At 71.6% G+C, this 20,968-nt stretch carries 28 protein-coding genes; 24 read left to right on the top strand and 4 right to left on the bottom strand.

Features of this window, described 5'->3' with window-relative positions:
- The first annotated feature begins 17 nt into the window (after positions 1 to 17).
- The 5 genes from ligD (NCI01_RS13165) (at position 18) to NCI01_RS13145 (ending at position 4,553) form a co-directional block, all read left to right on the top strand.
- Positions 18 to 929, top strand: a complete 912-nt coding sequence (gene ligD, locus NCI01_RS13165; RefSeq protein ID WP_254182103.1) for a non-homologous end-joining DNA ligase — start codon at positions 18 to 20, stop codon at positions 927 to 929.
- Positions 929 to 1,651 (top strand): L,D-transpeptidase family protein, encoded by a 723-nt coding sequence (locus tag NCI01_RS13160; RefSeq protein ID WP_254181939.1) that lies wholly within the window; start codon positions 929 to 931, stop codon positions 1,649 to 1,651. The genes ligD (NCI01_RS13165) and NCI01_RS13160 overlap by 1 nt, the downstream gene beginning before the upstream one ends.
- Complete coding sequence (gene ligD, locus NCI01_RS13155; RefSeq protein ID WP_254181938.1) at positions 1,648 to 2,565, top strand: non-homologous end-joining DNA ligase; 918 nt, start codon at positions 1,648 to 1,650, stop codon at positions 2,563 to 2,565. The genes NCI01_RS13160 and ligD (NCI01_RS13155) overlap by 4 nt, the downstream gene beginning before the upstream one ends.
- 83 nt (positions 2,566 to 2,648) lie before the next feature.
- Entirely contained in the window at positions 2,649 to 3,341 is a 693-nt protein-coding gene (locus NCI01_RS13150) for a response regulator transcription factor (protein ID WP_254181937.1), read from the top strand.
- Positions 3,342 to 3,362: 21 nt separating this feature from the next.
- Positions 3,363 to 4,553, top strand: a complete 1,191-nt coding sequence (locus tag NCI01_RS13145; RefSeq protein WP_254181936.1) for an FAD-dependent oxidoreductase — start codon at positions 3,363 to 3,365, stop codon at positions 4,551 to 4,553.
- A gap of 22 nt (positions 4,554 to 4,575) precedes the next feature.
- Here NCI01_RS13145 and NCI01_RS13140 read toward each other — a convergent pair whose 3' ends face one another.
- A complete protein-coding gene (locus tag NCI01_RS13140; protein ID WP_254181935.1) occupies positions 4,576 to 6,663 on the bottom strand; it encodes a DUF8754 domain-containing protein in 2,088 nt (695 codons plus the stop codon).
- A gap of 31 nt (positions 6,664 to 6,694) precedes the next feature.
- Positions 6,695 to 7,783, bottom strand: coding sequence for an SDR family oxidoreductase (locus tag NCI01_RS13135; protein WP_254181934.1), 1,089 nt, complete (start codon positions 7,781 to 7,783; stop codon positions 6,695 to 6,697).
- A 180-nt stretch (positions 7,784 to 7,963) separates the two neighbouring features.
- Between NCI01_RS13135 and NCI01_RS13130 the strand changes: the two genes are divergently transcribed.
- The 9 genes from NCI01_RS13130 to NCI01_RS13090 all read left to right on the top strand — a co-directional run bounded on the left by NCI01_RS13130 (position 7,964) and on the right by NCI01_RS13090 (position 13,846).
- Complete coding sequence (locus NCI01_RS13130; protein WP_254181933.1) at positions 7,964 to 8,827, top strand: TadA family conjugal transfer-associated ATPase; 864 nt, start codon at positions 7,964 to 7,966, stop codon at positions 8,825 to 8,827.
- The gene (locus NCI01_RS13125; RefSeq protein ID WP_254181932.1) at positions 8,719 to 10,104 is read left to right on the top strand and encodes a recombinase family protein; all 1,386 of its coding nucleotides are present in this window, start codon (positions 8,719 to 8,721) and stop codon (positions 10,102 to 10,104) included. Before NCI01_RS13130 ends, NCI01_RS13125 begins: the two co-directional genes overlap by 109 nt.
- Entirely contained in the window at positions 10,089 to 10,397 is a 309-nt protein-coding gene (locus tag NCI01_RS13120) for a hypothetical protein (protein WP_254181931.1), read from the top strand. The genes NCI01_RS13125 and NCI01_RS13120 overlap by 16 nt, the downstream gene beginning before the upstream one ends.
- A gap of 140 nt (positions 10,398 to 10,537) precedes the next feature.
- Entirely contained in the window at positions 10,538 to 10,756 is a 219-nt protein-coding gene (locus tag NCI01_RS13115) for a hypothetical protein (protein ID WP_254181930.1), read from the top strand.
- Positions 10,753 to 11,004: a hypothetical protein gene (locus tag NCI01_RS13110; protein ID WP_254181929.1), complete on the top strand. Its 252-nt coding sequence runs from the start codon at positions 10,753 to 10,755 to the stop codon at positions 11,002 to 11,004. Before NCI01_RS13115 ends, NCI01_RS13110 begins: the two co-directional genes overlap by 4 nt.
- A 1-nt stretch (position 11,005) precedes the next feature.
- Positions 11,006 to 11,287 (top strand): hypothetical protein, encoded by a 282-nt coding sequence (locus NCI01_RS13105; RefSeq protein ID WP_254181928.1) that lies wholly within the window; start codon positions 11,006 to 11,008, stop codon positions 11,285 to 11,287.
- Entirely contained in the window at positions 11,284 to 11,649 is a 366-nt protein-coding gene (locus NCI01_RS13100) for a hypothetical protein (RefSeq protein ID WP_254181927.1), read from the top strand. Before NCI01_RS13105 ends, NCI01_RS13100 begins: the two co-directional genes overlap by 4 nt.
- A 372-nt stretch (positions 11,650 to 12,021) precedes the next feature.
- Entirely contained in the window at positions 12,022 to 12,249 is a 228-nt protein-coding gene (locus NCI01_RS13095) for a hypothetical protein (RefSeq protein WP_254181926.1), read from the top strand.
- Positions 12,250 to 12,436: 187 nt separating this feature from the next.
- A complete protein-coding gene (locus NCI01_RS13090) occupies positions 12,437 to 13,846 on the top strand; it encodes a phage major capsid protein (protein ID WP_254181925.1) in 1,410 nt (469 codons plus the stop codon).
- 105 nt (positions 13,847 to 13,951) lie between these two features.
- Here the strand turns inward: NCI01_RS13090 and NCI01_RS13085 are convergent, their stop codons facing one another.
- The gene (locus tag NCI01_RS13085; protein ID WP_254181924.1) at positions 13,952 to 14,506 is read right to left on the bottom strand and encodes a hypothetical protein; all 555 of its coding nucleotides are present in this window, start codon (positions 14,504 to 14,506) and stop codon (positions 13,952 to 13,954) included.
- A 59-nt stretch (positions 14,507 to 14,565) separates the two neighbouring features.
- Here NCI01_RS13085 and NCI01_RS13080 point away from each other — a divergent pair, with 59 nt between their 5' ends.
- From NCI01_RS13080 to NCI01_RS22765, 3 genes are all read left to right on the top strand, one after another.
- On the top strand, positions 14,566 to 14,973 hold the full coding sequence (locus tag NCI01_RS13080) for a hypothetical protein (protein ID WP_254181923.1): 408 nt from the start codon (positions 14,566 to 14,568) through the stop codon (positions 14,971 to 14,973).
- Between the two features lie 184 nt (positions 14,974 to 15,157).
- Positions 15,158 to 15,553 carry a helix-turn-helix domain-containing protein gene (locus NCI01_RS13075; RefSeq protein ID WP_254181922.1) on the top strand — a complete coding sequence of 132 codons (396 nt, stop codon included), beginning with the start codon at positions 15,158 to 15,160 and terminating at the stop codon, positions 15,551 to 15,553.
- Between the two features lie 47 nt (positions 15,554 to 15,600).
- Positions 15,601 to 16,602, top strand: coding sequence for a DUF3039 domain-containing protein (locus tag NCI01_RS22765; protein WP_254181921.1), 1,002 nt, complete (start codon positions 15,601 to 15,603; stop codon positions 16,600 to 16,602).
- A gap of 81 nt (positions 16,603 to 16,683) precedes the next feature.
- Here the strand turns inward: NCI01_RS22765 and NCI01_RS13065 are convergent, their stop codons facing one another.
- Positions 16,684 to 16,971: a hypothetical protein gene (locus NCI01_RS13065; RefSeq protein WP_254181920.1), complete on the bottom strand. Its 288-nt coding sequence runs from the start codon at positions 16,969 to 16,971 to the stop codon at positions 16,684 to 16,686.
- Between the two features lie 35 nt (positions 16,972 to 17,006).
- Here NCI01_RS13065 and NCI01_RS13060 point away from each other — a divergent pair, with 35 nt between their 5' ends.
- Genes NCI01_RS13060 through NCI01_RS13030 form a run of 7 tightly spaced genes read left to right on the top strand, consistent with a single transcriptional unit; the run spans position 17,007 to position 20,884 of the window.
- Positions 17,007 to 17,549: an ATPase, T2SS/T4P/T4SS family gene (locus NCI01_RS13060; RefSeq protein ID WP_254181919.1), complete on the top strand. Its 543-nt coding sequence runs from the start codon at positions 17,007 to 17,009 to the stop codon at positions 17,547 to 17,549.
- Positions 17,549 to 18,403, top strand: a complete 855-nt coding sequence (locus NCI01_RS13055; protein ID WP_254181918.1) for a type II secretion system F family protein — start codon at positions 17,549 to 17,551, stop codon at positions 18,401 to 18,403. The genes NCI01_RS13060 and NCI01_RS13055 overlap by 1 nt, the downstream gene beginning before the upstream one ends.
- Positions 18,400 to 19,338 (top strand): type II secretion system F family protein, encoded by a 939-nt coding sequence (locus NCI01_RS13050; RefSeq protein ID WP_254181917.1) that lies wholly within the window; start codon positions 18,400 to 18,402, stop codon positions 19,336 to 19,338. Before NCI01_RS13055 ends, NCI01_RS13050 begins: the two co-directional genes overlap by 4 nt.
- Positions 19,339 to 19,370: 32 nt before the next feature.
- Positions 19,371 to 19,556 (top strand): hypothetical protein, encoded by a 186-nt coding sequence (locus NCI01_RS13045; RefSeq protein WP_254181916.1) that lies wholly within the window; start codon positions 19,371 to 19,373, stop codon positions 19,554 to 19,556.
- 7 nt (positions 19,557 to 19,563) lie between these two features.
- A complete protein-coding gene (locus NCI01_RS13040) occupies positions 19,564 to 19,959 on the top strand; it encodes a TadE/TadG family type IV pilus assembly protein (RefSeq protein WP_254181915.1) in 396 nt (131 codons plus the stop codon).
- Positions 19,956 to 20,444: a hypothetical protein gene (locus tag NCI01_RS13035; RefSeq protein ID WP_254181914.1), complete on the top strand. Its 489-nt coding sequence runs from the start codon at positions 19,956 to 19,958 to the stop codon at positions 20,442 to 20,444. Before NCI01_RS13040 ends, NCI01_RS13035 begins: the two co-directional genes overlap by 4 nt.
- Positions 20,441 to 20,884 carry a Tad domain-containing protein gene (locus NCI01_RS13030; protein WP_254181913.1) on the top strand — a complete coding sequence of 148 codons (444 nt, stop codon included), beginning with the start codon at positions 20,441 to 20,443 and terminating at the stop codon, positions 20,882 to 20,884. The genes NCI01_RS13035 and NCI01_RS13030 overlap by 4 nt, the downstream gene beginning before the upstream one ends.
- The last annotated feature ends 84 nt before the right edge of the window (positions 20,885 to 20,968 follow it).

The following is a 20,968-nucleotide window of genomic DNA, read 5'->3' as shown; positions in this document are numbered from 1 at the left end:
CTGCAGCCGTGCGCCCCATGCTCGCCACCAAGACCGACCGCGTGCCGACCGGCGCGCAGTGGCTGCACGAGGTCAAGTGGGACGGCGTGCGCGTGCTCGTCGACGTCCGCGACGGCGTCGTACGGATGACCAGCCGCAACGACAACGACGTCACCCCGGCCTGGCCCGACCTGGCCGCGCCGCCGCTCGGCGACCGTGACCTCATGGTCGACGGCGAGGTGATCGCCCTCAACGAGCGCGGCGTCCCCGACTTCCGCGTGCTGCAGAACCGCATGCACGTCCGCAATGCCCGCGAGGTCGCGCGGCTCGTGAAGGCGGTCCCGGCCACCCTGATGGTCTTCGACCTGCTGCGGCTCGACGGCAAGGACCTGACCTCGCTCCCGCTCGAGGAGCGGCGCGCGCTGCTGGAGGGGCTGCCGCTCGGCGACTCCACGTGGCAGGTCCCGGCGGCCTACGACGACGGCGACATGCTCTTCGACGCCACCCTGCAGCAGGGACTGGAGGGGGTGGTCAGCAAGCGTCGCGGCTCGCGCTACCGCTTCGACACCCGCAGCGAGGACTGGCGCAAGCTCGCCCACCGGCACCGCGGGTCGTTCGTCGTCGGCGGCTGGCGCCCCCAGGTCGGTACGACGGACAGGCTGGCGTCGCTGCTCGTCGGCGAGCCGACCCCCGACGGCCTGCTCTATCGGGGCCGCGTGGGCAGCGGCATCACCGGCGCCACCAGCACCCGGCTCGCGGCGCTGCTGGCGCCGCTGGCGACCGGGGAGTCGCCGTTCGCCGACGAGGTGCCGCGTGTCGACGCGGCGGGCACGTTCTGGGTCGAGCCCCGGGTCGTGGTCGACATCGACACCCACGGGCTGGGCTACGAGCGCCTGCGGCAGCCGTCGTTCCAGGGCGTGCGCGACGACCTCGCCCCGGAGGACCTGTGATGAGGACCCTGCTCGCCGGCGCACCGCTCGTGCTGGCGCTCACCGCAGCGGCCGCACCGACCGGCGCGGCGGCCGAGGCCCCGGCCGGGACCCGGCCGGCCGACGTCGTGCGCCTCGACGGCGTACGGGTGGAGCTGCGCGAGGGCACCGCGCAGGTCGTCACCGTCGACCACACCCGCGGCGTCCGCGCCCGCGTCTCGCTGTGGCGCCTGACCGCCGAGGGCTGGAAGCGGCAGCTCACCACGGCCGACGGCCGCACCGGCCACGGCGGGCTCGTCGACGGCGACCGCCGCCGCCAGGGATCGGGCACGACCCCGCTGGGCACCTACGGGCTGACCTCCACCTTCGGCACCCACGCCGCCGACCGGCGCGCGCGGCTGCCGCACCACCGGATCCGCAAGGGGGACCACTGGGTGCAGGACAACGCCTCGGACTTCTACAACCGGCTGCGCAACCAGCGTCAGGGCGGCTTCCGCTGGTGGCTGCCGCCGTCCGACCCCGACGCCTCGGAGCGGCTCACCGACTACCCGAGGCAGTACGAGTGGTCGATCGTCACCGACTTCAACCTCGAGCAGGTGCGCCACCGCGGCTCGGGGATCTTCCTCCACGTCAACGGGCGCGGCGCGACCGCCGGCTGCGTGAGCGCGCCGCGGCGCTTCATCCGCTCGCTCGTGCGGCTGCTCGACCCCGCCCGCGTCCCCGTCATCGGGATCGGGCGATGAGCCCGGCGTCCGGCAGCGAGGTCCAGGTCGACGTCGAGGGCCGCACGCTCACGATCAGCAACCTCGACAAGGTGCTCTACCCGCGCACGGGCACGACCAAGGGCGAGGTGCTCAACTACTACGCCCAGGTCTCGCCCGTGCTGCTCCCGCACCTCAAGGACCGCGCGGTCACCCGGATCCGCTGGCCGCACGGGGTGGAGGGGGCGAGCTTCTTCGAGAAGAACGCGCCGGCAGGCACGCCGTCATGGGTGCGCACGCACGAGGTGCCGACCACGGGATCGCGCTCCGGCAAGGGGGACGGCACGATCCGCTTCCCGATCTGCGACGACCTCGCCACGCTCACCTGGCTGGCCAACCTCGCCGCGCTCGAGCTGCACGTGCACCAGTGGACCGTCGATGCCAAGGGCCGGCCCCGCAACCCCGACCGCCTCGTCATCGACCTCGACCCGGGCGAGCCGGCCGGGCTCCACGAGTGCGCGCAGGTGGCGCTGATGGTGCGCGACGCGCTGGCCGAGCGCGACCTGGGCTGCACCCCGGTCCTGAGCGGCAGCAAGGGGCTCCACCTCTACGCCCCGCTGCCCACCGGTCGCGGCAGCCTGGACAGCGACGGCACGACCGCCCTGGCCAAGGAGGTCGCCGAGGAGCTGATGAAGGAGCACCCCGACCTCGTCACGAGCGTGATGACCAAGGCCAAGCGGCCGGGCAAGGTCTTCCTCGACTGGTCGCAGAACTCCGGCTCCAAGACGACCATCTCCCCCTACTCGCTCCGCGGGCGCGAGCGACCCACCGTGGCGGCCCCGCTGACGTGGGACGAGGTCGAGGAGGGCGCCGCGGACGACCTGGCGCTCGAGCAGCTCACGATGGACCAGGTGCTGGAGCGGGTGGCCGCGCTGGGCGACGTCTTCGAGGCCTGACCCCTCCGTGCGGGTGTGTCCCGCCCCGACCAGCGCGGGGATTCGACTCACCAGCGTCGCGACCTGCATCTATGCTCGTCGCCATGGCTCACGACGTGCTGGTGGTTGAGGACGAGGAAGACATCGCCGTCCCCCTCATGCGCACGCTCGAGCGCGAGGGCTACGAGGTCAACCGCGTGTCCGTGGGGGCCGAGGCCGTGTCGTTCGCCGTCGACGAGGGACCGGCGGTCGTCATCCTCGACCTCGGCCTGCCCGACATGGACGGCATCGACGTGTGCCGCCAGATGCGCTCCGGCGGCTTCCTCGGCGGCATCATCATGGTGACGGCCCGGGCCGGCGAGCTCGACCGCGTGGTCGGCCTCGACGTCGGCGCCGACGACTACCTCGCCAAGCCGTTCGGCCTGGCCGAGCTCCTCGCGCGCGTGCGCGCCCTGCTGCGGCGCAGCGGCAGCACCCCCGCCCAGGACGACACGACCGTCACCACGTCCTCCGGCCTGAAGATCGACGCCGGCTCGCGGCGCGTGCACCTCGGCGACCGCGAGATCGCGCTGACCGCCAAGGAGTTCGACGTGCTGGCCGTCCTGGCCAACAACCACGACAAGGTCGTGCCGCGCGAGACCCTGATGAACGAGGTCTGGGACCAGAACTGGTACGGCTCCACCAAGACCCTCGACGTCACCATCGGGCGCCTGCGCAGCAAGCTCGAGGCCGCCGCGGCCGGCGAGAAGGTCGTGGCGATCCGCGGGGTCGGCTTCCGCCTCGAGACCGGGGTCTGACCCGGCGGCTACGTTGGGTGGGTGCCCGACACCCCGCAGCACCACGACGTCCTCATCGTCGGCGGCGGCAACGCCGGGACGTCCCTCGCCGCCCGGCTGCTGCGTGACGGCGCCCCCGACGTCGCGGTCGTCGAGTCGCGGCCGGTGCACCGCTACCGGCCGCTCCTGAGCTACGTCGGCGGCGGCGAGGCGACGATGGCGTCCCTCTCCCGCCCTGCCGCGAGCGTCGTGCCCGACGGGTGCACGACCCTCCGCGACGAGGTGGTCTCCGTCGACCCGGGCGACCTGTCGGTCGAGACCCGGTCCGGGCGCCGCCTCACCTGCCGGACCCTGGTCGTGTGCCCCGGCCTCGACGAGGACTGGGCGGCCACCCCGGGCCTGCGCGAGGCCTACGACGCCGGGTGGGCCGCGTCGACCTTCGACGACGACACCGCCGCGCGGGTCTGGCCGGCGCTGCGCGGGATGCGGTCCGGGCGGGTGGTCTTCACGGTGCCGCCCGAGCCGGCGCCCTGTGCGGCGACCGCGCTCAAGCCGCTGTTCATGGCGTGCGACCACTGGCGCCGCACCGGCGTGCTCGCCGACGTCGAGGTGCACCTCGTGCTGCCGGGGCGGTCGCCGCTCGGGCTCGACGGCCCGGACCGCCGGCTCGAGGACGCGCTGGCGTCGTACGACGTCCACGTCCACCGCGAGGCGACCGTCGCCCGGCTCGACGGCCGCAGCGTCACGCTGGCCACGCCGACGGGGGAAGAGGTCGCCGACGACGTCGCCTTCGCCCACGTCGTCCCGCACTACCGGGCGCCGGGATGGGTGGTCGACGCCGGGCTGGCGGGCGACCACCCGGCCGGCCTGGTCGACGTCGACCCGCTGACGATGCGGCACCGCCGGTTCCCCGACGTCTGGTCGCTCGGTGACGTGGCCGACCTGCGCACCCGGCCGTCCGGGGGAGCGCTGCGCAAGCAGGTGGCGGTCCTCGCGCCCAACCTCCTCGCCGCCCGCCTCGACCGCCCGCTCGGGCACTACGACGGCTACACCGTCATGCCCATCACGACCGCCCGCCACCGGCTGATGCTGGTGGAGGTCGACCGCGACGGCCGGCCGCAGCCGACCGTGCCCTGGCTCGACCTGACGAAGCCGCGGGCGGTCACGTGGTGGGTCGACCGCTACGCGCTGCCGCAGGTCTACTGGCGGCGGATCCTGCGCGGCCGGGTGTGACGGGCCGGCCGCCGGGTGCTGCTCACGGCAGCGCCTCGGCGAGGTCGCGGGGCGCCGTCCCGGCGCGGGCAGCGACCGCGAGCGAGCGCACCCGCTCGAGGTCCTCGTCCGTGACGACGCCGTTCACGCCCGACATCGACGCCAGCCGCATCCCGTGCTTCAGGCCGAGCCGGTAGATCTCCTTGACCTTCTCCCACTCGATGTTGCGCCCGACCGTGAAGGACTCGTAGCGCCCCTCGAGGGCCAGCACCACGGTCTCGGCGAGGCAGGCGTAGACCACGCCCTTCGGCAGGCCGATGTCGCGCATGTGCACGTCACCGGGGAGCTCGATCTCGCCCGACTCGATCACCAGGACGTCCGGCCGCTTCGCGACGTCCTCCGCGGAGAGGTCCAGGGGGCGGGCGACGTCGGTGATGACGCAACCCGGCTTCACGGCCGTGATGTCGAGGACGCGCTTGCCGGCACCCGACGTGGCCGTCACGACCAGGTCCATCGCGGGGAGCGCAGCGTCGGGGCTGGTCGCGACGTGGACCTCCGACCCGGGGTGCTCCCGCTCGATCAGCGCCTTGAGCGCCAGCAGCTTGGCCGACTCCGGGGACACCAGCCACAGCCGGGCGCCGGCGACCGCCAGCAGGCGCGAGCAGACCGAGCCGATCGCTCCCGTCGCCCCGACCACCATCGCGTTGCCGGCGAGGGCGCCGTAGGCGTCGACCTCGACGAGACCGAGCCGGCCCAGCGCCTCGTGGGCCGCCCAGAGGGCTGCGGACGCGCTGTAGCTGTTGCCGGTGGTGACGGGCAGCGGGGCCTGGCGGGCCACGGTCACCCCGGCGTCGCCGACCACCTTGGTGAAGGCCCCCAGCCCCATGATCTGGGCGCCGAGCTTGCGGGCCGTCTCGGCCGCCGTCAGCAGCCGGCGGTAGGTGAACTCGGGGTCGTGGGCCATCATCTCGCGTGGCGTGCCGCCCACGGTGATGAGCCAGCCCTCCGCCTCCGCGCCGGTCGGCGACGTGATCCCGGTGACGTGGCTGTAGGTGAACGGCGGGCTGTAGGCCACCGCCTTCTCCACCAGGTCCATCACCGGTTGCGGGGCCAACCGGGAGACCGTGCGCAGGGGCTCCATCTTGCGGAAGTACTGCTGCGACAGCGGGTGGATGACGAAGGCGAACCGGCTCTTGCGGCGCGGGCCGTTGGGGTGGAGCAGCCGGGGCTGCAGGTCGGCGCCGACGATCATGTCCAGGAGGTCGTCGTCGGTCATCGCGCTGCCCTCGACCGTCGCGACCATCAGCGCCTCGAGCACGGCCGCCTCGACGACCACGGCGAACGGCTGGGGGGTGATGTCGACGACCAGGTCGACGCCCCGCCCGCCGAGCTCGGCCAGGCGGTCCTCGTCGATGGCGGAGGTGAGCAGCGTCTTGCCGGCCAGGTCCTCGAGCCCGAACCCCGCCAGCTCGGCGTACGTCGCCACCAGCACGTCGCAGTCGCGCGCGGCCCGGCGCGCCAGCGCGTGGGCCGCCTGCCGGGCGGGCGAGCCGAGACGGGTGCGCAGCGCGTAGGGCACCATCCGCGCCGGCACGGCACCGACCTCGCCGAGCACGTCGGCGGCGAGCCCGACGACCGGGTTGGCGTGCAGCCGGTCGCCCAGGTCGAGGCGCAGGCGCGGGTCGGCGAACTCGATGTTGTCGGTGTGCTCGCGCAGGACGCGGGTGGTGCGCGCGTGGTTGCGCCCGCCCAGCACGACGGTGCGCGCGTTGGTGAGGTGGCCGGGCAGCTCGGTGTCGACGCGCCGGACGGCCCACTCCTGCAGCACCTCGAGGAGCTGGTCGCCCTCGGTGACCGGGGTCGACCCCGCCTCGTCCGCGATGCGCGTGCGGGCCGCGGCGGCGGGGCCGCGGTAGAGGCCCGCCACCTGGGCCTCACGGACGCCGGTGAGCGCGACGGCCCGTGCGGTCGGGGCCCACTGACGGACCAGCTCGCGGGCCGCGTCGACGTCCCCCGACGTGCCGCGGCGGACGATCCGGAAGCGCTGTCCGAGGAAGGTGACGCGTGTGTCGTGGTCCTGCTCGGGGCCGGTGAGGCTCACCTCGAGGACCACGGGTGCTCTGGCTGTCATGTCGTTCCTCCCGACGTCGGGGGTGTCGCGGTCACGCCATGGCCGCGGAGTCGTACTCCGGGTGCTCGAGCATGAAGTCGAGCAACCGGTCGGCGTAGTCCTCGAAGCGCGGGCAGGTGACGCCTGTGCCCGCGAGGTCGGCCGTGGTGCGGGTCGTGTCGTACGTCGTGGGCGAGGCGAAGTAGTCGAGCGCCTCGACCGGCAGCCCCAGCAACCGCTCGGCCAGGGGCAGCGACACCGCGGCCCGCGTCAGGGACAGGGGGAGGGGCACCCAGACGACCCGCTTGTGCAGGCGCCGGGCGAAGGCGTCGACGAGCTGGCGGGCGGTCGGCGGCTCGGGGTCGGTCAGGGCGTACGTCCTGCCCTCCGACGCCTCCAGCACCGACAGCCGGTCCATCGCGTCGATGACGAAGTCGCGGGGCACCAGGCAGAAGCGGACGGCGTCGGGGTCGGCCACGGCGGGCACGACGGCGACCGGGAGCTGGCGGCGCAGGAAGGTCGCCAGGAAGTAGGGGCCGTCGTACTTCTGGGTCTCCCCGGTGCGGGAGTCGCCGACGACGATGCCGGGGCGGTAGATCGTCGCAGGCAGCCCGGCGGCCATCGCTTTGCGGACCAGCATCTCCGCCTCGTACTTCGTCGACTCGTAGTGGTTGCGGAAGGCCTGCCCGACGTCGAGGTCGTCCTCGCGGAACTCACCGTCGTAGCGGCCGCTGACGTAGCAGGTGCTGACGTACTGCAGCCGCCGGAGGCCGGGCAGGTTGCGACACAGGTCGAGGACCCGGTCGGTGCCGTCGACGTTGACCCGGTGGGCCACCTCCTCGCCCACCGTGAGGTCGTAGACCGCGGCGAGGTGCCACACCTCGGTGACGTCCTCGAGCAGCCCCTCGTCGCCCGCGTCGAGCCCGAGGCCCGGTGCGGTGAGGTCGCCGACGACGAGCCTGACGCGGCCTGCGACGTGCGGCTCCTCGTCCTCGATCGCCGCGAGCCGCTCCCGGGCCTCCGCCAGGTGCTGCTGCTGCACCAGGCAGGTCGCGGTGGTGCCCGGGCGCCGCGCCAGCAGTCGGCCGAGCAGGGCGGATCCCAGGAAGCCGGGGAACCCGGTCATCAGCAGAGTGCTCATCGGTTGCTCACGCCTCGTGGTCGTCTTGCCACAAGCCTTTCGGCTCCGCGGGTGGGCGCACCAGTGCCGAACGTCCCGCATCCGCCACCTTCATCCACAGGTCGGTCCAGACCACTGTTTGCCGGCGCCGGGCGTGGGTAGCGTGACGGTGCACGTTCTCGGGGAAGCAGGTGCTGGACGATGGCTGTTGATCGCATCACGCGACCGCACGTCGACGACCTGGTCGAGCGGCTCGACCTCCAGGTCCGCGAGCGGGTGCGGCGCGAGGGCGTCGACCCGCAGCGCGAGGCATCGCTCGTGCGACGCATCGCCGAGGACGTGGTCCGAGACCACGACGACCTGAGCCTGACCGGCGCGGTGGCGCCGGTGGCCGACGACAGCGCCATGGTCGGCGAGCTGGTCGCGCGGGTGTCGGGGTTCGGGCCGCTGCAGCCGTTCCTCGACGACCCGGAGGTCGAGGAGATCTGGATCAACGACCCCAGCCGGGTGTTCATCGCCCGCCGCGGCCGTCACGAGCTGACCAACCTGCGCCTCGACGCTGCGCACGTCAACGAGCTCGTGGAGCGGATGCTCAAGTCCAGCGGGCGCCGGCTCGACATCTCCACCCCCTTCGTCGACGCGATGCTGCCCGAGGGGCACCGTCTCCACGTCGTCCTCGAGGGCATCACGCGTGGCTTCACCGCGGTCAACATCCGCAAGTTCCTGCTCCGTGCCCACCGGCTCTCCGACCTGGTGTCGCTGGGAAGCCTGACGCCCCAGGCGGCACGGTTCCTCGAGGCGTCGGTGCGCGCCGGCCTCAACGTCCTCGTCGCGGGCGGGACGCAGGCGGGCAAGACCACGATGCTCAACTGCCTCGCCGCGGCGGTGCCCGGTGGCGAGCGGGTGGTGAGCGCGGAGGAGGTCTTCGAGCTATCGAACATTGCTAGAGTACAGACATGGCCGGGACTGTCAACACCCCACAAAGGGCCTTCGTCTACCTCCGCCAAAGCCTGGACCGCACGGGCTCTGGCGCCGCGGTGGAGCGCCAGCGCGAGGACTGCCTGAAGCTGTGCGCCGAGCGCGGCTGGGACGTCGCGCGCGTCTTCGTCGACAACGACGTGTCGGCCTCCTCCCGCAAGCCGCGCCCGGAGTACGGGCGCATGCTCGAGGCGGTCGAGTCCGGGGGAGCAGACGTTGTGGTCGCCTGGCACGTCGACCGGCTCACGCGCCGCCTCACCGAGCTCGAGGGGCTGATCGACCTCGCCCAGCGCACCGGCCTCCGCATCGCGACTGTGACGGGTGACGTCGACCTGTCCACCGACGCTGGTCGGCTCGTCGGCCGGATCCTCGCCTCCGTCGCGCGCGGCGAGGTCGAGCGCAAGGGCGCCCGCCAGAAGCGCGCCCAGCAGCAGGCCGCCGAGCAGGGACGCCCCGCAGGCGGCCGTCGACCGTTCGGGTACGCCAGCGACGGCGTCACGGTCAACGAAGCCGAGGCCCGACACGTGCGCCAGGCGTACGCCGACGTCATGCACGGCGCCTCATTGAAGAGCATTGCCAAGCGCTGGAACGACGCCGGTGCTCTGACCACGGCCGGGAACGCGTGGGACCACACCACGGTGCGCCGCATGCTGCAGAACCCGCGCTATGCCGGCCTGCGGACCTACCGCGGCGAGGTCGTCGGCCCCGCCGTGTGGCCAGCCCTGGTCGAAGCGGGCACCCACGAGACGGTCCGGGCGATCCTGTCGGTCCCCGAGCGTCGTACGACCCTCACGACGGCTCGGAAGTACCTGCTGCCCAGCATCGCCCTGTGCTGGAAGTGCGGGAGCGACGTCATGACCGGGCACACCCGCCACGGGAGACGCGTCTACGTCTGCCGAGCCAACAAGTGCATCAGCCGCAAGGCCGAGCCGGTGGACGAGTTCGTCGAGGCTGTGGTCGTCGAGCGGCTCTCCCGTCCCGACGCGGCCGACCTTCTCCGCAGCAGCGACACAGACGAGCTGCGCGGCCTCCAGAGCCGCGCCTCCGGTATTCGTGAGCGCCTCGACGACCTCGCCACCGGCCTTGAGGAGGGCATCCTGACCCTGGCCGCCGTCAGGAAGTCAAGCGCCCGCCTCAAGGCGGAGCTGGAGGCGACGGAGGCCGAGATCGCGGCGGCCGTCCACACGGACGCCCTGGGGCCGCTGGTGGCCGCCCAGGACGTCGTTGAGGCCTGGTCGGGGCTCGACATCGCGCAACGCCGGCAGGTTGTCGACGCGCTGATGACCGTCACCCTGCTGAAGCCCGAGTCCGGGCGCCGTGACTTCGACCCCGAGACCGTTCGGATCGGGTGGAGGACACCGTGACCCGGCCGCCATCCGAGCAGTACGTCGGGATCCGCGTGACCTGCCGAGCGTGCGGCAGCAGTGAGAACCGGCGCCTCGGCACGATCGGTCTCTACACGTTCGAGGGCGACGACGGCGAGCCATGGTTCGAAGGTCCCGGGGTCGAGCCGGGAGGCTTCAACACCTCCACCGTGCTGCGCTGCAGGAAGGGCCATAACGTTCCACTGCGGCACGACAAGCTGGTGCCGATCCTTGAGCGGATGAAAGACGAAGCCGGTCCAGGTGGTCGGCGAGTTGTCACCGAAGCTCTGTAGCGGTTGGGTTTAATGTCAGTCCCAACAGCTCAGGGGCGGACAGCTAGCAAGTAGCCGCACGCGAGCGGGCCGCCGGGCCTACACGGAGGAAATCTCGCCCCACCGGGCGAGGGAGTACCCGTGCCCGGAGGTCCCCTCCGATGTCCACTCAGGATCCCGTCGTCCTGAAGCGCGCAGCAGTCGCGCGCGCCGTCAAGGCCGGCAACGCGGCCGACGTCCTCGACGCTCGCCGCGACTACGCGGCCGAAAAGCTCGCGGCCTACATCCAGCGCACCGTCGACGAGGCGCCGCCCCTCACTGACGAGCAGCGCGCACGCCTCACTCATCTGCTGCGCCCGACTGCAGGTGGTGGCTCGTGATCAGCGGGACCGTGGTTATCGACCTGCGCGACGTCGACCAGGAACGAATCAAGGGCCGTTGTGCCGCGATCGAGCACGCACCCCACGGCGCCCGCGTGGTCCTCGTCGTTGGCGCCATCAGGCCCGATCCGGCCGGCGTCGACGTCCTGCGAGCCCGCGCCCGCCACCACGACATCGACGTCCAGGGCACGGCTCACGCCGTTCGCCATTGGGTCGCGGCTCTGCGCGACGGCATGGAGCTCTTCTGAGATGGCCCGGTCCCTCGAGGTCGTCATCGGCGACGGATGGGCAGAGTTCGCCGGCTGGGGCAGCAGGTCGCTCTACCTCGAGCTCCGCGGCCGCCCGCCGGTCTTCAACACGAGATCGCGTCGCTGGGTCGCCCAGCAGCACACCGCCCGCGACCTCATCGCTCTGGCCGAGTCACGCGGCTATGCCGTGACGATCGCTGCGGCCCAGTCCGTCGACGTCGCCGCGGCCGCCGGCGACGAGCCGGAGCCCGCTCCGCCCGAGCAGGAGCCCGGCCTGTGGTGACCCGAGTGGACAACCCCATCGTCGGTGACCACGCCCGCCACTCGCAGGAGGAGTGGCATCGCCGCTCGGGAGACCCTCGCCTGCCGAAGTGGCTACGCGTCGCGGCCCTCGCCTACGGCTCGCACGGCAACAACGGCCACGCCACCTTCAAGCGTGGCGACGTGGCCGCAACCCTCGGGCTCCCCGGCCAACCACTCGACCGGCGCCGGCTCCACGAGCACATCCAGATGGCAGTTGAGTTCGGCTGGCTCGCCGAGGGCAGCACCTCGATGTGTCTGGTCGTGCCGTTCCACGCCGTCGACAAGGGCCCGATCGGTGAGCCGAAAGCTGCGTGTCCCGTCCACAGGCGGAGGTCGAAGTGACCTGCCCCCACCCGGACGGTTCGGCCAAAGCGTCAGGGCCCCACCCGGACACTTCGCCCCAAGCGTCCTGCTCCCACCCGGACGCTTCACGCTCAACCCTTCTCTCTTCTCCCCCTGCCTCAGCCACAGGCGACCCGCACCGCGCCGCGGCCCTGGCTAGGTACACCGCTGGCGTCATCCGGGCACGCGACGCCTACCGCCAGCACCTCGCCGAGCTCGACGACCTCGACGCCCAGCGCGTCGACGACACCACCGGGGGAGGGGGTGCCGTCGAGAACGACGACACCCGGAAGACCCCAGCAGTCGCCCCTTTTTTTCGGCGGCGGAAACGCCGGCGAACGAGTGAACAGCTCCTACCGAGAGGAACCCACGATGACCACTGAGCTCGACAAGGCACCGTGCGCGGACTGCGTACCGGAGGCTACCGAGACGGCTGGCCGGAGCAGCGTCACGGGTGCGCCGCTGCGCGTCGTCTCCGTGGCTCACGACCCAACGTGCCCGTACTGGCGCGCTCGGTCGGCTGCGGACGGCGGCGCGGCCGAGAGCGTCGACGTGTACGGCGACGGGCTCGTCCTGCACACGGTGCGAGATGCGCTGTGATGTCCGAAGGCTCTGCCACAATCGTGGTGTCGGTCTGGCCCAGCTGGGTGGCCGGCACGGCTTCGCAGCCGTCGAGAACGACTGCCCCATCGGTGGGGACGTCGCGGTCCAGCGGGACTCGCCTCGACACGGATAGCGGGCTTCACCCCACGTCCCTGTTTCGACGCGTCCCACAGGAGGACCCCCGATGACCATCAAGATCGACTCTCTGGAGGCGGCCCGCCGCCTCAGCGTGAACGAGCGCAACGAGCGCGTTCGCGCGATCGCCGACGAGCTGGAGCGGCTCCTCGGCCACGACAAGATGACGCGCTCGCAGGAGGAGCGCTTCGACGAGCTGAAGTTCGAGTCGCAGTGCATCGCTCGCGCGAACGGCTACGACGAGGTCCTCGCGGCCGCTGACAGCGGCCGCGTCGAGCCCGGCTCGCATGGTGACGACGACGTCCGTACCTCGCGCGGCCGTGACGAGGCGTCCCGCACGATCGACGCCGCGGTCCGCTCGGGGCTGCTGGCCGACCACGCCGCGGAGAAGGCGCAGCACCTGGTCGACCACGGCCGCCAGCACGAGCGGTCGCTCGCTGCGAAGTGGGCGGTCGCGACGGGTTCGCCGGCGTATCTGACGGCGTTCGCGAAGGTCTGCGCGGACCCGGTGCGCGGCCACATGATGTGGGACGAGCGGGAGCGCGCGGCCTACCAGCGCGTCGAGGAGGTGCAGTCCGAGTTCCGCGCCATGAGCCTCACTGACGCCAACGGCGGCTACATGGTGCCGCTGACCCTCGACCCCGCGATCAACCTCACCAACGCAGGGAGCATCAACCCTCTGCGCCAGGTCGCCCGCGTCGTGCAGACCGCGACCGAGAGCTGGACGGGCATCACGTCTGCCGGTGCGACCGCCGAGTGGAAGGCCGAGGCCGCCCAGGCCGCCGACGGCTCCCCGACGATCGACGACCAGCCGATCCCGGTGCACTTCGGTGACGTGTTCGTGCCCTACTCCTTCGAGGTCGGCATGGACGCGGCCCGCTTCACCGAGGAGCTGTCCGTGGTCCTGCGCGACGCAGCCGACCAGCTGCAGGCGACGGCGTTCACCACCGGATCCGGCACCGGCCAGCCCAAGGGCTTCGTGACGGCCCTGACGGGCACCAGCTCGGAGGTCAACGCGGCCGCGGACGACACGTTCGCCAGGGGCGACGTGTACAACCTGCAGAACCAGCTCCCCGCTCGGTTCCAGGCCAACGCCGCGTGGGTTGCGTCGCTGCCGATCATCAACACGATCGGCCAGTTCGAGTCGGCGGCTGGCTCGCGTGTGTTCGCCTCCGTCGACGACGGCCGGTTGCTCAACCGGCCGCTGTACGAGTGCTCGAACATGGACTCGACCGTCACCACCTCGGGTGCGACGTCGAACATGATCCTGGCGTACGGCGACTGGAAGCAGTTCGTCATCGTCGACCGGATCGGCACCACCCTCGAGCTGGTCCCGCACCTGTTCGGCGCCAATGGCCGCCCGACCGGCCAGAGGGGCGCGTTCCTCTGGTTCAGGACCGGCTCGGACGTGCTGGTCACCAACGCGTTCCGGATGCTCGACGTCGCCTCGGCGGCGTAGCTAGACCTCTCTCGGCGGTGGCCGATGGGTCTGGGGCCGCATGAGGCCGCCGGGAGAGCGGCCGGGGATCGCGATGTTCGCGCGCTCCCCGGCCACCTCTATCGCTCAAGAGGTCATAGATGGGTTGGCGTGGCTCAGGGTCATCAACTTGCGATCGTCGTCCTGGGTCATGCTGATTCCAGCGCGCGATCCCATCTCCACGCCGAGGCCCCACATCTGTGCGCCCGATCGAGAGATGTCGCTCCTCATGTGCGAGAGGTCCAGCACCACCTCGTCATAGGCCTCCAGCAGGTGGAACCCATCAACGAGGTCCCCGAAGTCGAAAGCCTTCATACGAGTTGTGCCCAGGCGCTTCGTCGCAACCGAGGTCGGCGCCTCCGGCGGTCCTTCTGAGGTGCCTTCGAGGGTGCCCGTGATGGCGGGTAGCTCGCCGCGTAGTTCGCCAACAACAGCCGAGTCTTGGGCGGACTCGAGCACCTCGGCCTTCGCGCGAGCTTCTGTGAACTGCGCCTTGAACCCCGCCCCTTCGGCCTGGGTGATGCGACCCATGAGCTCGTGGAGGCGGCCCCGGAAGATGACGACCATGAACACCACGACGAGCGGCCACGCGAGCACGTCGAGGTACTCGAGGAAGAGTTGCCAGTCCCAGTCAAGATCCATGGTTGAAACCTAACGTTCACAGCACTTCGCCGGGGTGGCACTGCCGTTAGCCTCCCTGCATGGCGGACTGGGTGACGCAGCGGGAGGCAGCCAAACTCCTTGGCGTGCACGTCAGCCTGATTCCCAAGCTGGTGCGACGCGGCGACCTGACGCCACGGACAGCGCGGCCTTCGCTGGCACGCGCTGCGGTCCTCGAACTCGCGCAGGCCCGAGCGCATCGGGCGGTCGAGCGCGAGCGCAGTCGATCGGCGCCGGCGAGCCCGCGGCCGCCGGACCGGCATCACGAGTGGCTGCTGACTCCGGCGGCCGCCGCACTGTTGGGGTGCTCCGTGGTGGCGCTCGGCGCGCGCGCCCGCCGAGGGCGCGTGCCGTCGACCATGCATGACAGGCGCCGCTGGTACCGACTCGACCAGCTCGAGCTGATGATGAGGGCGAAGGATGCCACTCAGCGGCGGAGCGTGCCCTGACGAGACCGGCAAGATCTCAGCCGGGGCCGGTATAGAGAGAGTCAAGATGTGCGGGACTGCACATCATCAATACTTTGGATATTTGGCGCGTCGGACGTTACTGTCATGACATCTGTGACAGAGATGTCGCAGGTGTTTTAATCGCGGGCCGGAGCGACGGCCCGCCACTCTCAAAGGAACCGTCATGAAGACTCTCGACGCATCGACCGTACGCAACGATGATCTGAGCCGCCTTGAGGACACCGTCAAGGCGATGCACCCTGACTCGGAGCTCGCGTTCTTCCTGGCATCTGTCGCAGCCGCAGTCCGGCACGGCAGCGACGTGATTGTTGGCCAGGAGGCCGACCTCGTGAGCCCGGCGCAGGCGGCGAAGCTCTTGGGCATCTCGCGCGTTCATCTCTACAAGGTGATGGATGCCGGTGACATCCCGTGGGTTCAGGTTGGCCGTGACCGCCGCTTGAAGCTCGGCGACGTGAAGGCACTTCTGAACGAGCGAGACGCCGCGAGCAAGGATCTAGCTGAGCGCCTCGCCCGGTCCGGTGACGCACGTCAGGCCGCCTTGGACTCGCTGCACGTCTAGGCGCGTCTCGTCGGCCGTCCGTCCGAGCGGTGATTAACATTCACCGAGTGAACTCGGACGGACGGCCCACCATGCGGTGCCTTAAGGATGACCTGCCCAACGACTGGGAAGACGCTTCCGACCACGCTGCTGCAGTGCAGGGCCGTCCCGAGAAGCCCTTGCCGGAGTTCGCGCACCCCATCATCAGGAAGGCAGCTGCTGACTTCCCTGCCTCGAGCGGTGACGCAGAGACGGCACGCGAGAGCATCTCCGGACTCTCAGATCCGGTCTGGTGGAAGGTGAAGATCGGCGCGCGCTGGCGAGGTGCGGTCTGGGAGGACCCCGACACCGGACAGGCATGGCTGTGCGCGGCTGGGTATCGCCGGGAGGGTGAAGCCACGGACTTCTACAAGGAGTTCATGGCGACGGTCGCCGCCAAGGGGGCGTCGGCGTTCCTTCCGACCGATGAAGACCGGGAACAGCTCGATCGTGAGATGAGGGCCGTGCGGCTGGACGCCTGGTCCTACACGATCCAGGCGGATGCAAGAGGTATCGCCCTGGAGTTGTGGGGTGCAGAGCTCGGCGAGTCGAGCTTCGAGATCCTCCACCCGACGATCGAGGATCTGGCCATCGCCCGGGTGACCCTAGCCATCTCGACAGAGAGCATCGACGATGTCACGGTCGTCGACGTGGTCGTGAGTGTCGAGTGCCTCGACTATGCCCACTTCCCCCTAGTGCAGTGGTCCGAGCTCGTCGTCCTGAGCGCGATCGATGGTCGAGAGCAGGCCTGGCGCTCCTTGCCCGTGGCCGGCATGCCGACTCATTCGCTCGTACTCGAAGGTGCAGAGGCCGATGCGGCCCACGACGCGATGGGTAGAGGCGCGGCCCCAGGTGTGTTCGACCCCGGCGATACGGCGCACTTCGCCCACCGCGGCAGGCTCGTCGAGAGCATGGTCGAGGGCGAGGGCGTGAAGGCCCTGTGCGGCTCGTTCTTCGTTCCACGCCAAGACCACAAGGACATGCCGAAATGCCCGCACTGCAGCGCCATCCACAACGCGCTGCCGGACTGACATCAATGAGTCGGAAGCGAAGGGTCGAGAACGCACAGCCCGCTTCCGACCGGCGGGTCGAAGGCGGGCTGCGGTAACCGTTCAGAAGAGCCGTTGGCCCAGCGCTACGGCCACACGTCGCGCGTCGTGCTTCGTCCAGCAGTCCGGATCGCTCCCAACATGAGCGGCCTTGGCTAGGTCGACGAGGTTGGTGCCTGCAACATCCGCGGCCGCGCGGAGCACGTCCAGCGCGCCGGCGTCGGCAAGCTCGACGCAGTCTGCCGCGACTCGGAGCTCGAGCGCGAGGGACCGAGCCTCGGCCACGAGATACTCGTGACCGCGAACGGTGATGGTGGGGCCGCTGGGGGCCACGGTTTCGGGGGTCTGCATTGGGGCGCTCCTTAGTCTGCATCTTTGCGTTGTTTGTGCTGCGCTTCTCGCACCCCGACTGGGTCGCCATGCAGACCCGGCAGGCGGGGCTCGAGCAGACCGGCGAGATCGTCCTGCGCGACCTCGTCAAGGAGGCGCTGCGGATGCGGCCGAGCCGCATCATCGTCGGTGAGGTCCGCGCCGCTGAGTGCCTCGACCTGCTGCTCGCCCTCAACTCCGGTCTCCCCGGCATGTGCACCCTCCACGCCAACAGCGCGCGGGAGGCACTGGTGAAGATGTGCACCCTGCCGCTGCTCGCGGGCGACAACATCTCCGCGCGCTTCGTGGTGCCGACGGTGGCCACCAGCGTGGACCTCGTGGTGCACCTGGGCCTCGGCGCCGATGGCGTACGACGTGTCAACGAGATCGTGTCCGTGCCGGGGCGGGTGGAGGCCGACGTCATCGAGGTCGAGCCCATCTTCGTGCGGCACGGTGGCGAGCTGCGGCGCACGGGGGGAGTGCCTGCCCGCATCGAGCGTTACGAGCGGGTCGGCATCGACGTCCACCAGGTGCTCGCGCCCGAGGAGGTCGGTCGCTGATGGGCGCGCTCGTCGGCCTCGGGGTGGGCGTCGGGCTGCTGCTGATCTGGTCCGCCTTCGCGCTGCCGCGTCAGCCGAGGTCGACGGCGCCGACCTCGACGGCGCTCGGTCGGCTCCTCGGCCGTGCCGGCCTGTCCGACGTCACGCCCGCGAGCGTGCTGTCGCTGTGCGCCGTGCTCTTCGCCGTCGCCTTCGCGCTGGTCCAGGCCGTGTCGCGGACCGTCCCGGTGGCCGTCGCGTTCGCCGCGATGGCGGCCTACCTCCCGATCGCCGTCCTCCGCCAGCGCGCCGCCCGGCGGCTGCGCGACTTCGCCGAGGTCTGGCCCGAGGCGGTCGACAACCTCGCGAGCGCGGTGCGGGCCGGCCTCTCCCTCCCCGACGCCGTCGCCGCCCTGGGCACCAACGGCCCCGAGGCGCTGCGCGCCGACTTCGCCCAGTTCGCCCTCGACTACCAGGTCACCGGCCGGTTCGGGGAGTGCCTCGACCGGCTCAAGGGCCGCCTGGCCGACCCGGTCGGCGACCGGGTGATCGAGGGGCTGCGGTTGGCGCGCGAGGTCGGCGGCGGTGACCTGGGCCGCCTGCTGCGCAACCTGTCCGGCTTCCTGCGCGACGACGCGCGCACGCGCTCCGAGCTCGAGTCACGGCAGGCCTGGACGGTCAACGGCGCGCGCCTGGCCGTCTCGGCGCCGTGGATCGTCCTGCTGCTGATGTCGTTCCAGACCACCGCGATCCGCCAGTACGCCTCGCCCGGCGGCGTGCTCGTGCTCGGCATCGGGTTCGGGGTGTGCGTGCTGGCCTACGTGGCGATGATGCGGATCGGCCGACTGCCGACCGAGAAGCGGATCCTGTCGTGAGCACCACCGTGTGGGGCGCCCTGCTCGGCGGCGTGGCCGGCGCGGGCCTGTTCCTCGTCGGCCTGCGGATCGCTGTGCTGCGCCGACCGCAGCTGTCGGTCCGCGTCCTGCCCTACCTGCGCGACGTGCCCCGCCTCGACGAGGGCGCCGTCCTGCGTCCGATCTCCGCCCCCACCTCGGCCGCCGCGGGTATCTTCGGCCCGCTGCTGCGCCAGGCCGCCGACCTGGTCGAGCGGGTGCTCGGCGGCAGCGCGTCGGTCCGGCGCCGGCTGCAGCGTGCCGGTCTCGACCGCACCGTCCAGGACTTCCGGATCGAGCAGGTCGTCTGGGGGCTCGTCGGCTTCGCCGCGGCCGCCGCCGTCGTGCTGCTGCGCGCGCTGGCCGGTGTGGGGAGCGTCGGGTCCGGCGTGGTCTTCTGCCTGCTCGGCTTCGTCTGCGGCGTGTTCCTGCGCGACAACCGGCTCAGCACCCAGGTGAAGGACCGCGAGCGGCAGGTCCTCGTCGAGTTCCCCACCGTCGCCGAGCTGCTGGCGCTGTCGGTCGCGGCGGGCGAGAGCCCGGTGTCGGCGCTCGACCGGGTCGTACGCCGCAGCAACGGCGCGCTCTCCGACGACCTCGCGCAGGTGCTCGCCCGGATCCGCACGGGCGAGCCGGTCGGCACTGCCTTCGAGTCGCTCGCCCGGTCGACCGGGCTGCCGATCGTGGCCCGGTTCGCCACCGGCATCACCGTTGCCATGGAACGCGGCACCCCGCTGGCCGACGTGCTCCACGCCCAGGCCGCCGACGTACGGGAGGCCGGCCGACGCCTGCTCATCGAGACCGCTGCCCGCAAGGAGATCGCGATGATGGCGCCCGTCGTGTTCTTCGTGCTGCCGGTGACGATCCTGTTCGCCTTCTACCCCGGGGTGCTGGGCCTGCGGCTCACCACTCCTTGACCCCCCTGACGCCTCCAACGAAAGGACACACCATGCATCCGTCCGTCTCGGGACTCCTCCTCCACCTCGCCGCGCGTCCGCGCGACGAGCGCGGGGACGTGCCCGGCTGGGTGATGGTCACGCTGATGACCGCCATCGTGGTCGCTGCTCTGACCCCGTTCGTCAGCGACGAGCTGCGCGCGCTGCTGGCGCGGGCCTTCGCGATGGTCAGCGGCTAGGCCCGACGTGGCTCGCCGCGCCCGCACCAGCGAGCGCGGGGCAGCGGTCGTCGACTTCGTCCTCGTGCTGCTCGTCCTCCTGCCGCTGGTCATCGGCATCCTCCAGCTCGCGCTGGTCCTCCACGTGCGCAACACGCTCGCCTCCGCCGCGGCCGAGGGCGCCCGTCACGCCGCGGTCGCCGGCTCGTCGGCGCCGGCCGGCCGGGCGAAGGTGCAGGAGCTCGTCAGCGGTGCCCTCTCGCAGGACTTCGTGCGCTCGGTGAGCGTGCGCCCGACGCTGGTCGGCGGCGCACCGGGCTACGAGGCCGTCGTCACGGCCGACGTCGGGCTGCTCGGGCTCGGCGGTGCCGGGGTGCCGGTGCGGGTGTCGGGCCACGCCGTCGCCGAGGTGGCGCCGCCGTGAGCCGGCGGCGCACGATCCGCCCCCGCGACGAGCAGGGGTCGGCCCTCGTCGAGTTCAGCTGGCTCGCGATCATCCTGCTGGTCCCGCTCGTCTGGATCGTGATCTCGGTCTTCGAGGTGCAGCAGGGGGCGTTCGCCACCAGCGCGGCCGCCCGCGCCGCCGGACGCGCCTACGCCCTGGCGCCCGACGACGCGACCGGTGCGGCCCGCGCCGACGCCGTCGTACGCCAGGTCCTCGCCGACCAGGGCGTCCCCGGGCAGCGCGCCCGCGTGACGGTCACGTGCGACGCCCCTGCGGGCAACTGCCACGTCGGCACGTCGGTCATCACGGTCCGCGTCGACTCCGGGGTGGAGCTGCCGTTCTTCCCGGCGATCCTCGGCAAGGGCAGCGCGGTCTTCTCGCTCGACGCGACACACACGGTGCCGTTCGGGCAGTACGTCGAGAGCGGGTCCGAGGACGCGTCCGACGACGGGGCCGAGCGGTGAGGCGCCGTGACGAGCAGGGGCAGGTCACCCTGCTGATCATCGGCTTCGCGAGCATCCTGCTCATGGCGATCGTCGTGGTCGTCGACGCGTCGGCCGCCTACCTCCAGCGCCAGGGCCTCGACAACCTCGCCGACGGCGCCGCCCTCTACGGGGCGGACCTCGGCGCGGCCGGCATCTACGAGCAGGGCCTCGACGGCGAGCGCCTCACCCAGCAGGAGGCCGCGGTCGAGGCCGCGGTGCGCGACTACCTAGCCCGCGCCGACGCCGGCGCGAGATACCCCGGGATCGACGTCGGCGTACGTGTCGACCCGGTCGGGCGCTCGGTCACGGTCCGGCTGAGCGCGCCGCTCGACCTGCCGCTCAGGATCCCCGGCTCGCCGAGCGACCCGACGGTCGGGGCCAGCAGCACGGCGGCCGTGACGGTGCTGCCGAGTGGCTGAGGCGAGGCGGTGACGGTCGTCACGACCCCCACCCCGCTGGATGGTCAGGAAGAACGGCTACCCGCCCCTCGCCGGTAGTTTCTT

Source organism: Nocardioides pinisoli (assembly GCF_024199985.1).
Taxonomy (GTDB): domain Bacteria; phylum Actinomycetota; class Actinomycetes; order Propionibacteriales; family Nocardioidaceae; genus Nocardioides; species Nocardioides pinisoli.
This window is presented reverse-complemented; position numbering and strand designations above follow the sequence as displayed.

What these genes read in the sequence shown, in the direction of transcription:
- NCI01_RS13130 (WP_254181933.1), top strand. Translation starts at nt 7,964, where the DNA reads ATGGCTGTTGATCGCATCACGCGACCGCACGTCGACGACCTGGTCGAG.
- NCI01_RS13115 (WP_254181930.1), top strand. Translation starts at nt 10,538, where the DNA reads ATGTCCACTCAGGATCCCGTCGTCCTGAAGCGCGCAGCAGTCGCGCGC.
- NCI01_RS13045 (WP_254181916.1), top strand. Translation starts at nt 19,371, where the DNA reads ATGCATCCGTCCGTCTCGGGACTCCTCCTCCACCTCGCCGCGCGTCCG.
- NCI01_RS13080 (WP_254181923.1), top strand. Translation starts at nt 14,566, where the DNA reads ATGGCGGACTGGGTGACGCAGCGGGAGGCAGCCAAACTCCTTGGCGTG.
- NCI01_RS13125 (WP_254181932.1), top strand. Translation starts at nt 8,719, where the DNA reads ATGGCCGGGACTGTCAACACCCCACAAAGGGCCTTCGTCTACCTCCGC.
- NCI01_RS13095 (WP_254181926.1), top strand. Translation starts at nt 12,022, where the DNA reads ATGACCACTGAGCTCGACAAGGCACCGTGCGCGGACTGCGTACCGGAG.
- NCI01_RS13105 (WP_254181928.1), top strand. Translation starts at nt 11,006, where the DNA reads ATGGCCCGGTCCCTCGAGGTCGTCATCGGCGACGGATGGGCAGAGTTC.
- NCI01_RS13065 (WP_254181920.1), bottom strand. Translation starts at nt 16,971, where the DNA reads ATGCAGACCCCCGAAACCGTGGCCCCCAGCGGCCCCACCATCACCGTT.
- NCI01_RS13055 (WP_254181918.1), top strand. Translation starts at nt 17,549, where the DNA reads ATGGGCGCGCTCGTCGGCCTCGGGGTGGGCGTCGGGCTGCTGCTGATC.
- NCI01_RS13090 (WP_254181925.1), top strand. Translation starts at nt 12,437, where the DNA reads ATGACCATCAAGATCGACTCTCTGGAGGCGGCCCGCCGCCTCAGCGTG.
- NCI01_RS13085 (WP_254181924.1), bottom strand. Translation starts at nt 14,506, where the DNA reads ATGGATCTTGACTGGGACTGGCAACTCTTCCTCGAGTACCTCGACGTG.
- NCI01_RS13140 (WP_254181935.1), bottom strand. Translation starts at nt 6,663, where the DNA reads ATGACAGCCAGAGCACCCGTGGTCCTCGAGGTGAGCCTCACCGGCCCC.
- ligD (WP_254182103.1), top strand. Translation starts at nt 18, where the DNA reads ATGCTCGCCACCAAGACCGACCGCGTGCCGACCGGCGCGCAGTGGCTG.
- NCI01_RS13150 (WP_254181937.1), top strand. Translation starts at nt 2,649, where the DNA reads ATGGCTCACGACGTGCTGGTGGTTGAGGACGAGGAAGACATCGCCGTC.
- NCI01_RS13135 (WP_254181934.1), bottom strand. Translation starts at nt 7,783, where the DNA reads ATGAGCACTCTGCTGATGACCGGGTTCCCCGGCTTCCTGGGATCCGCC.
- NCI01_RS13075 (WP_254181922.1), top strand. Translation starts at nt 15,158, where the DNA reads ATGAAGACTCTCGACGCATCGACCGTACGCAACGATGATCTGAGCCGC.
- ligD (WP_254181938.1), top strand. Translation starts at nt 1,648, where the DNA reads ATGAGCCCGGCGTCCGGCAGCGAGGTCCAGGTCGACGTCGAGGGCCGC.
- NCI01_RS13160 (WP_254181939.1), top strand. Translation starts at nt 929, where the DNA reads ATGAGGACCCTGCTCGCCGGCGCACCGCTCGTGCTGGCGCTCACCGCA.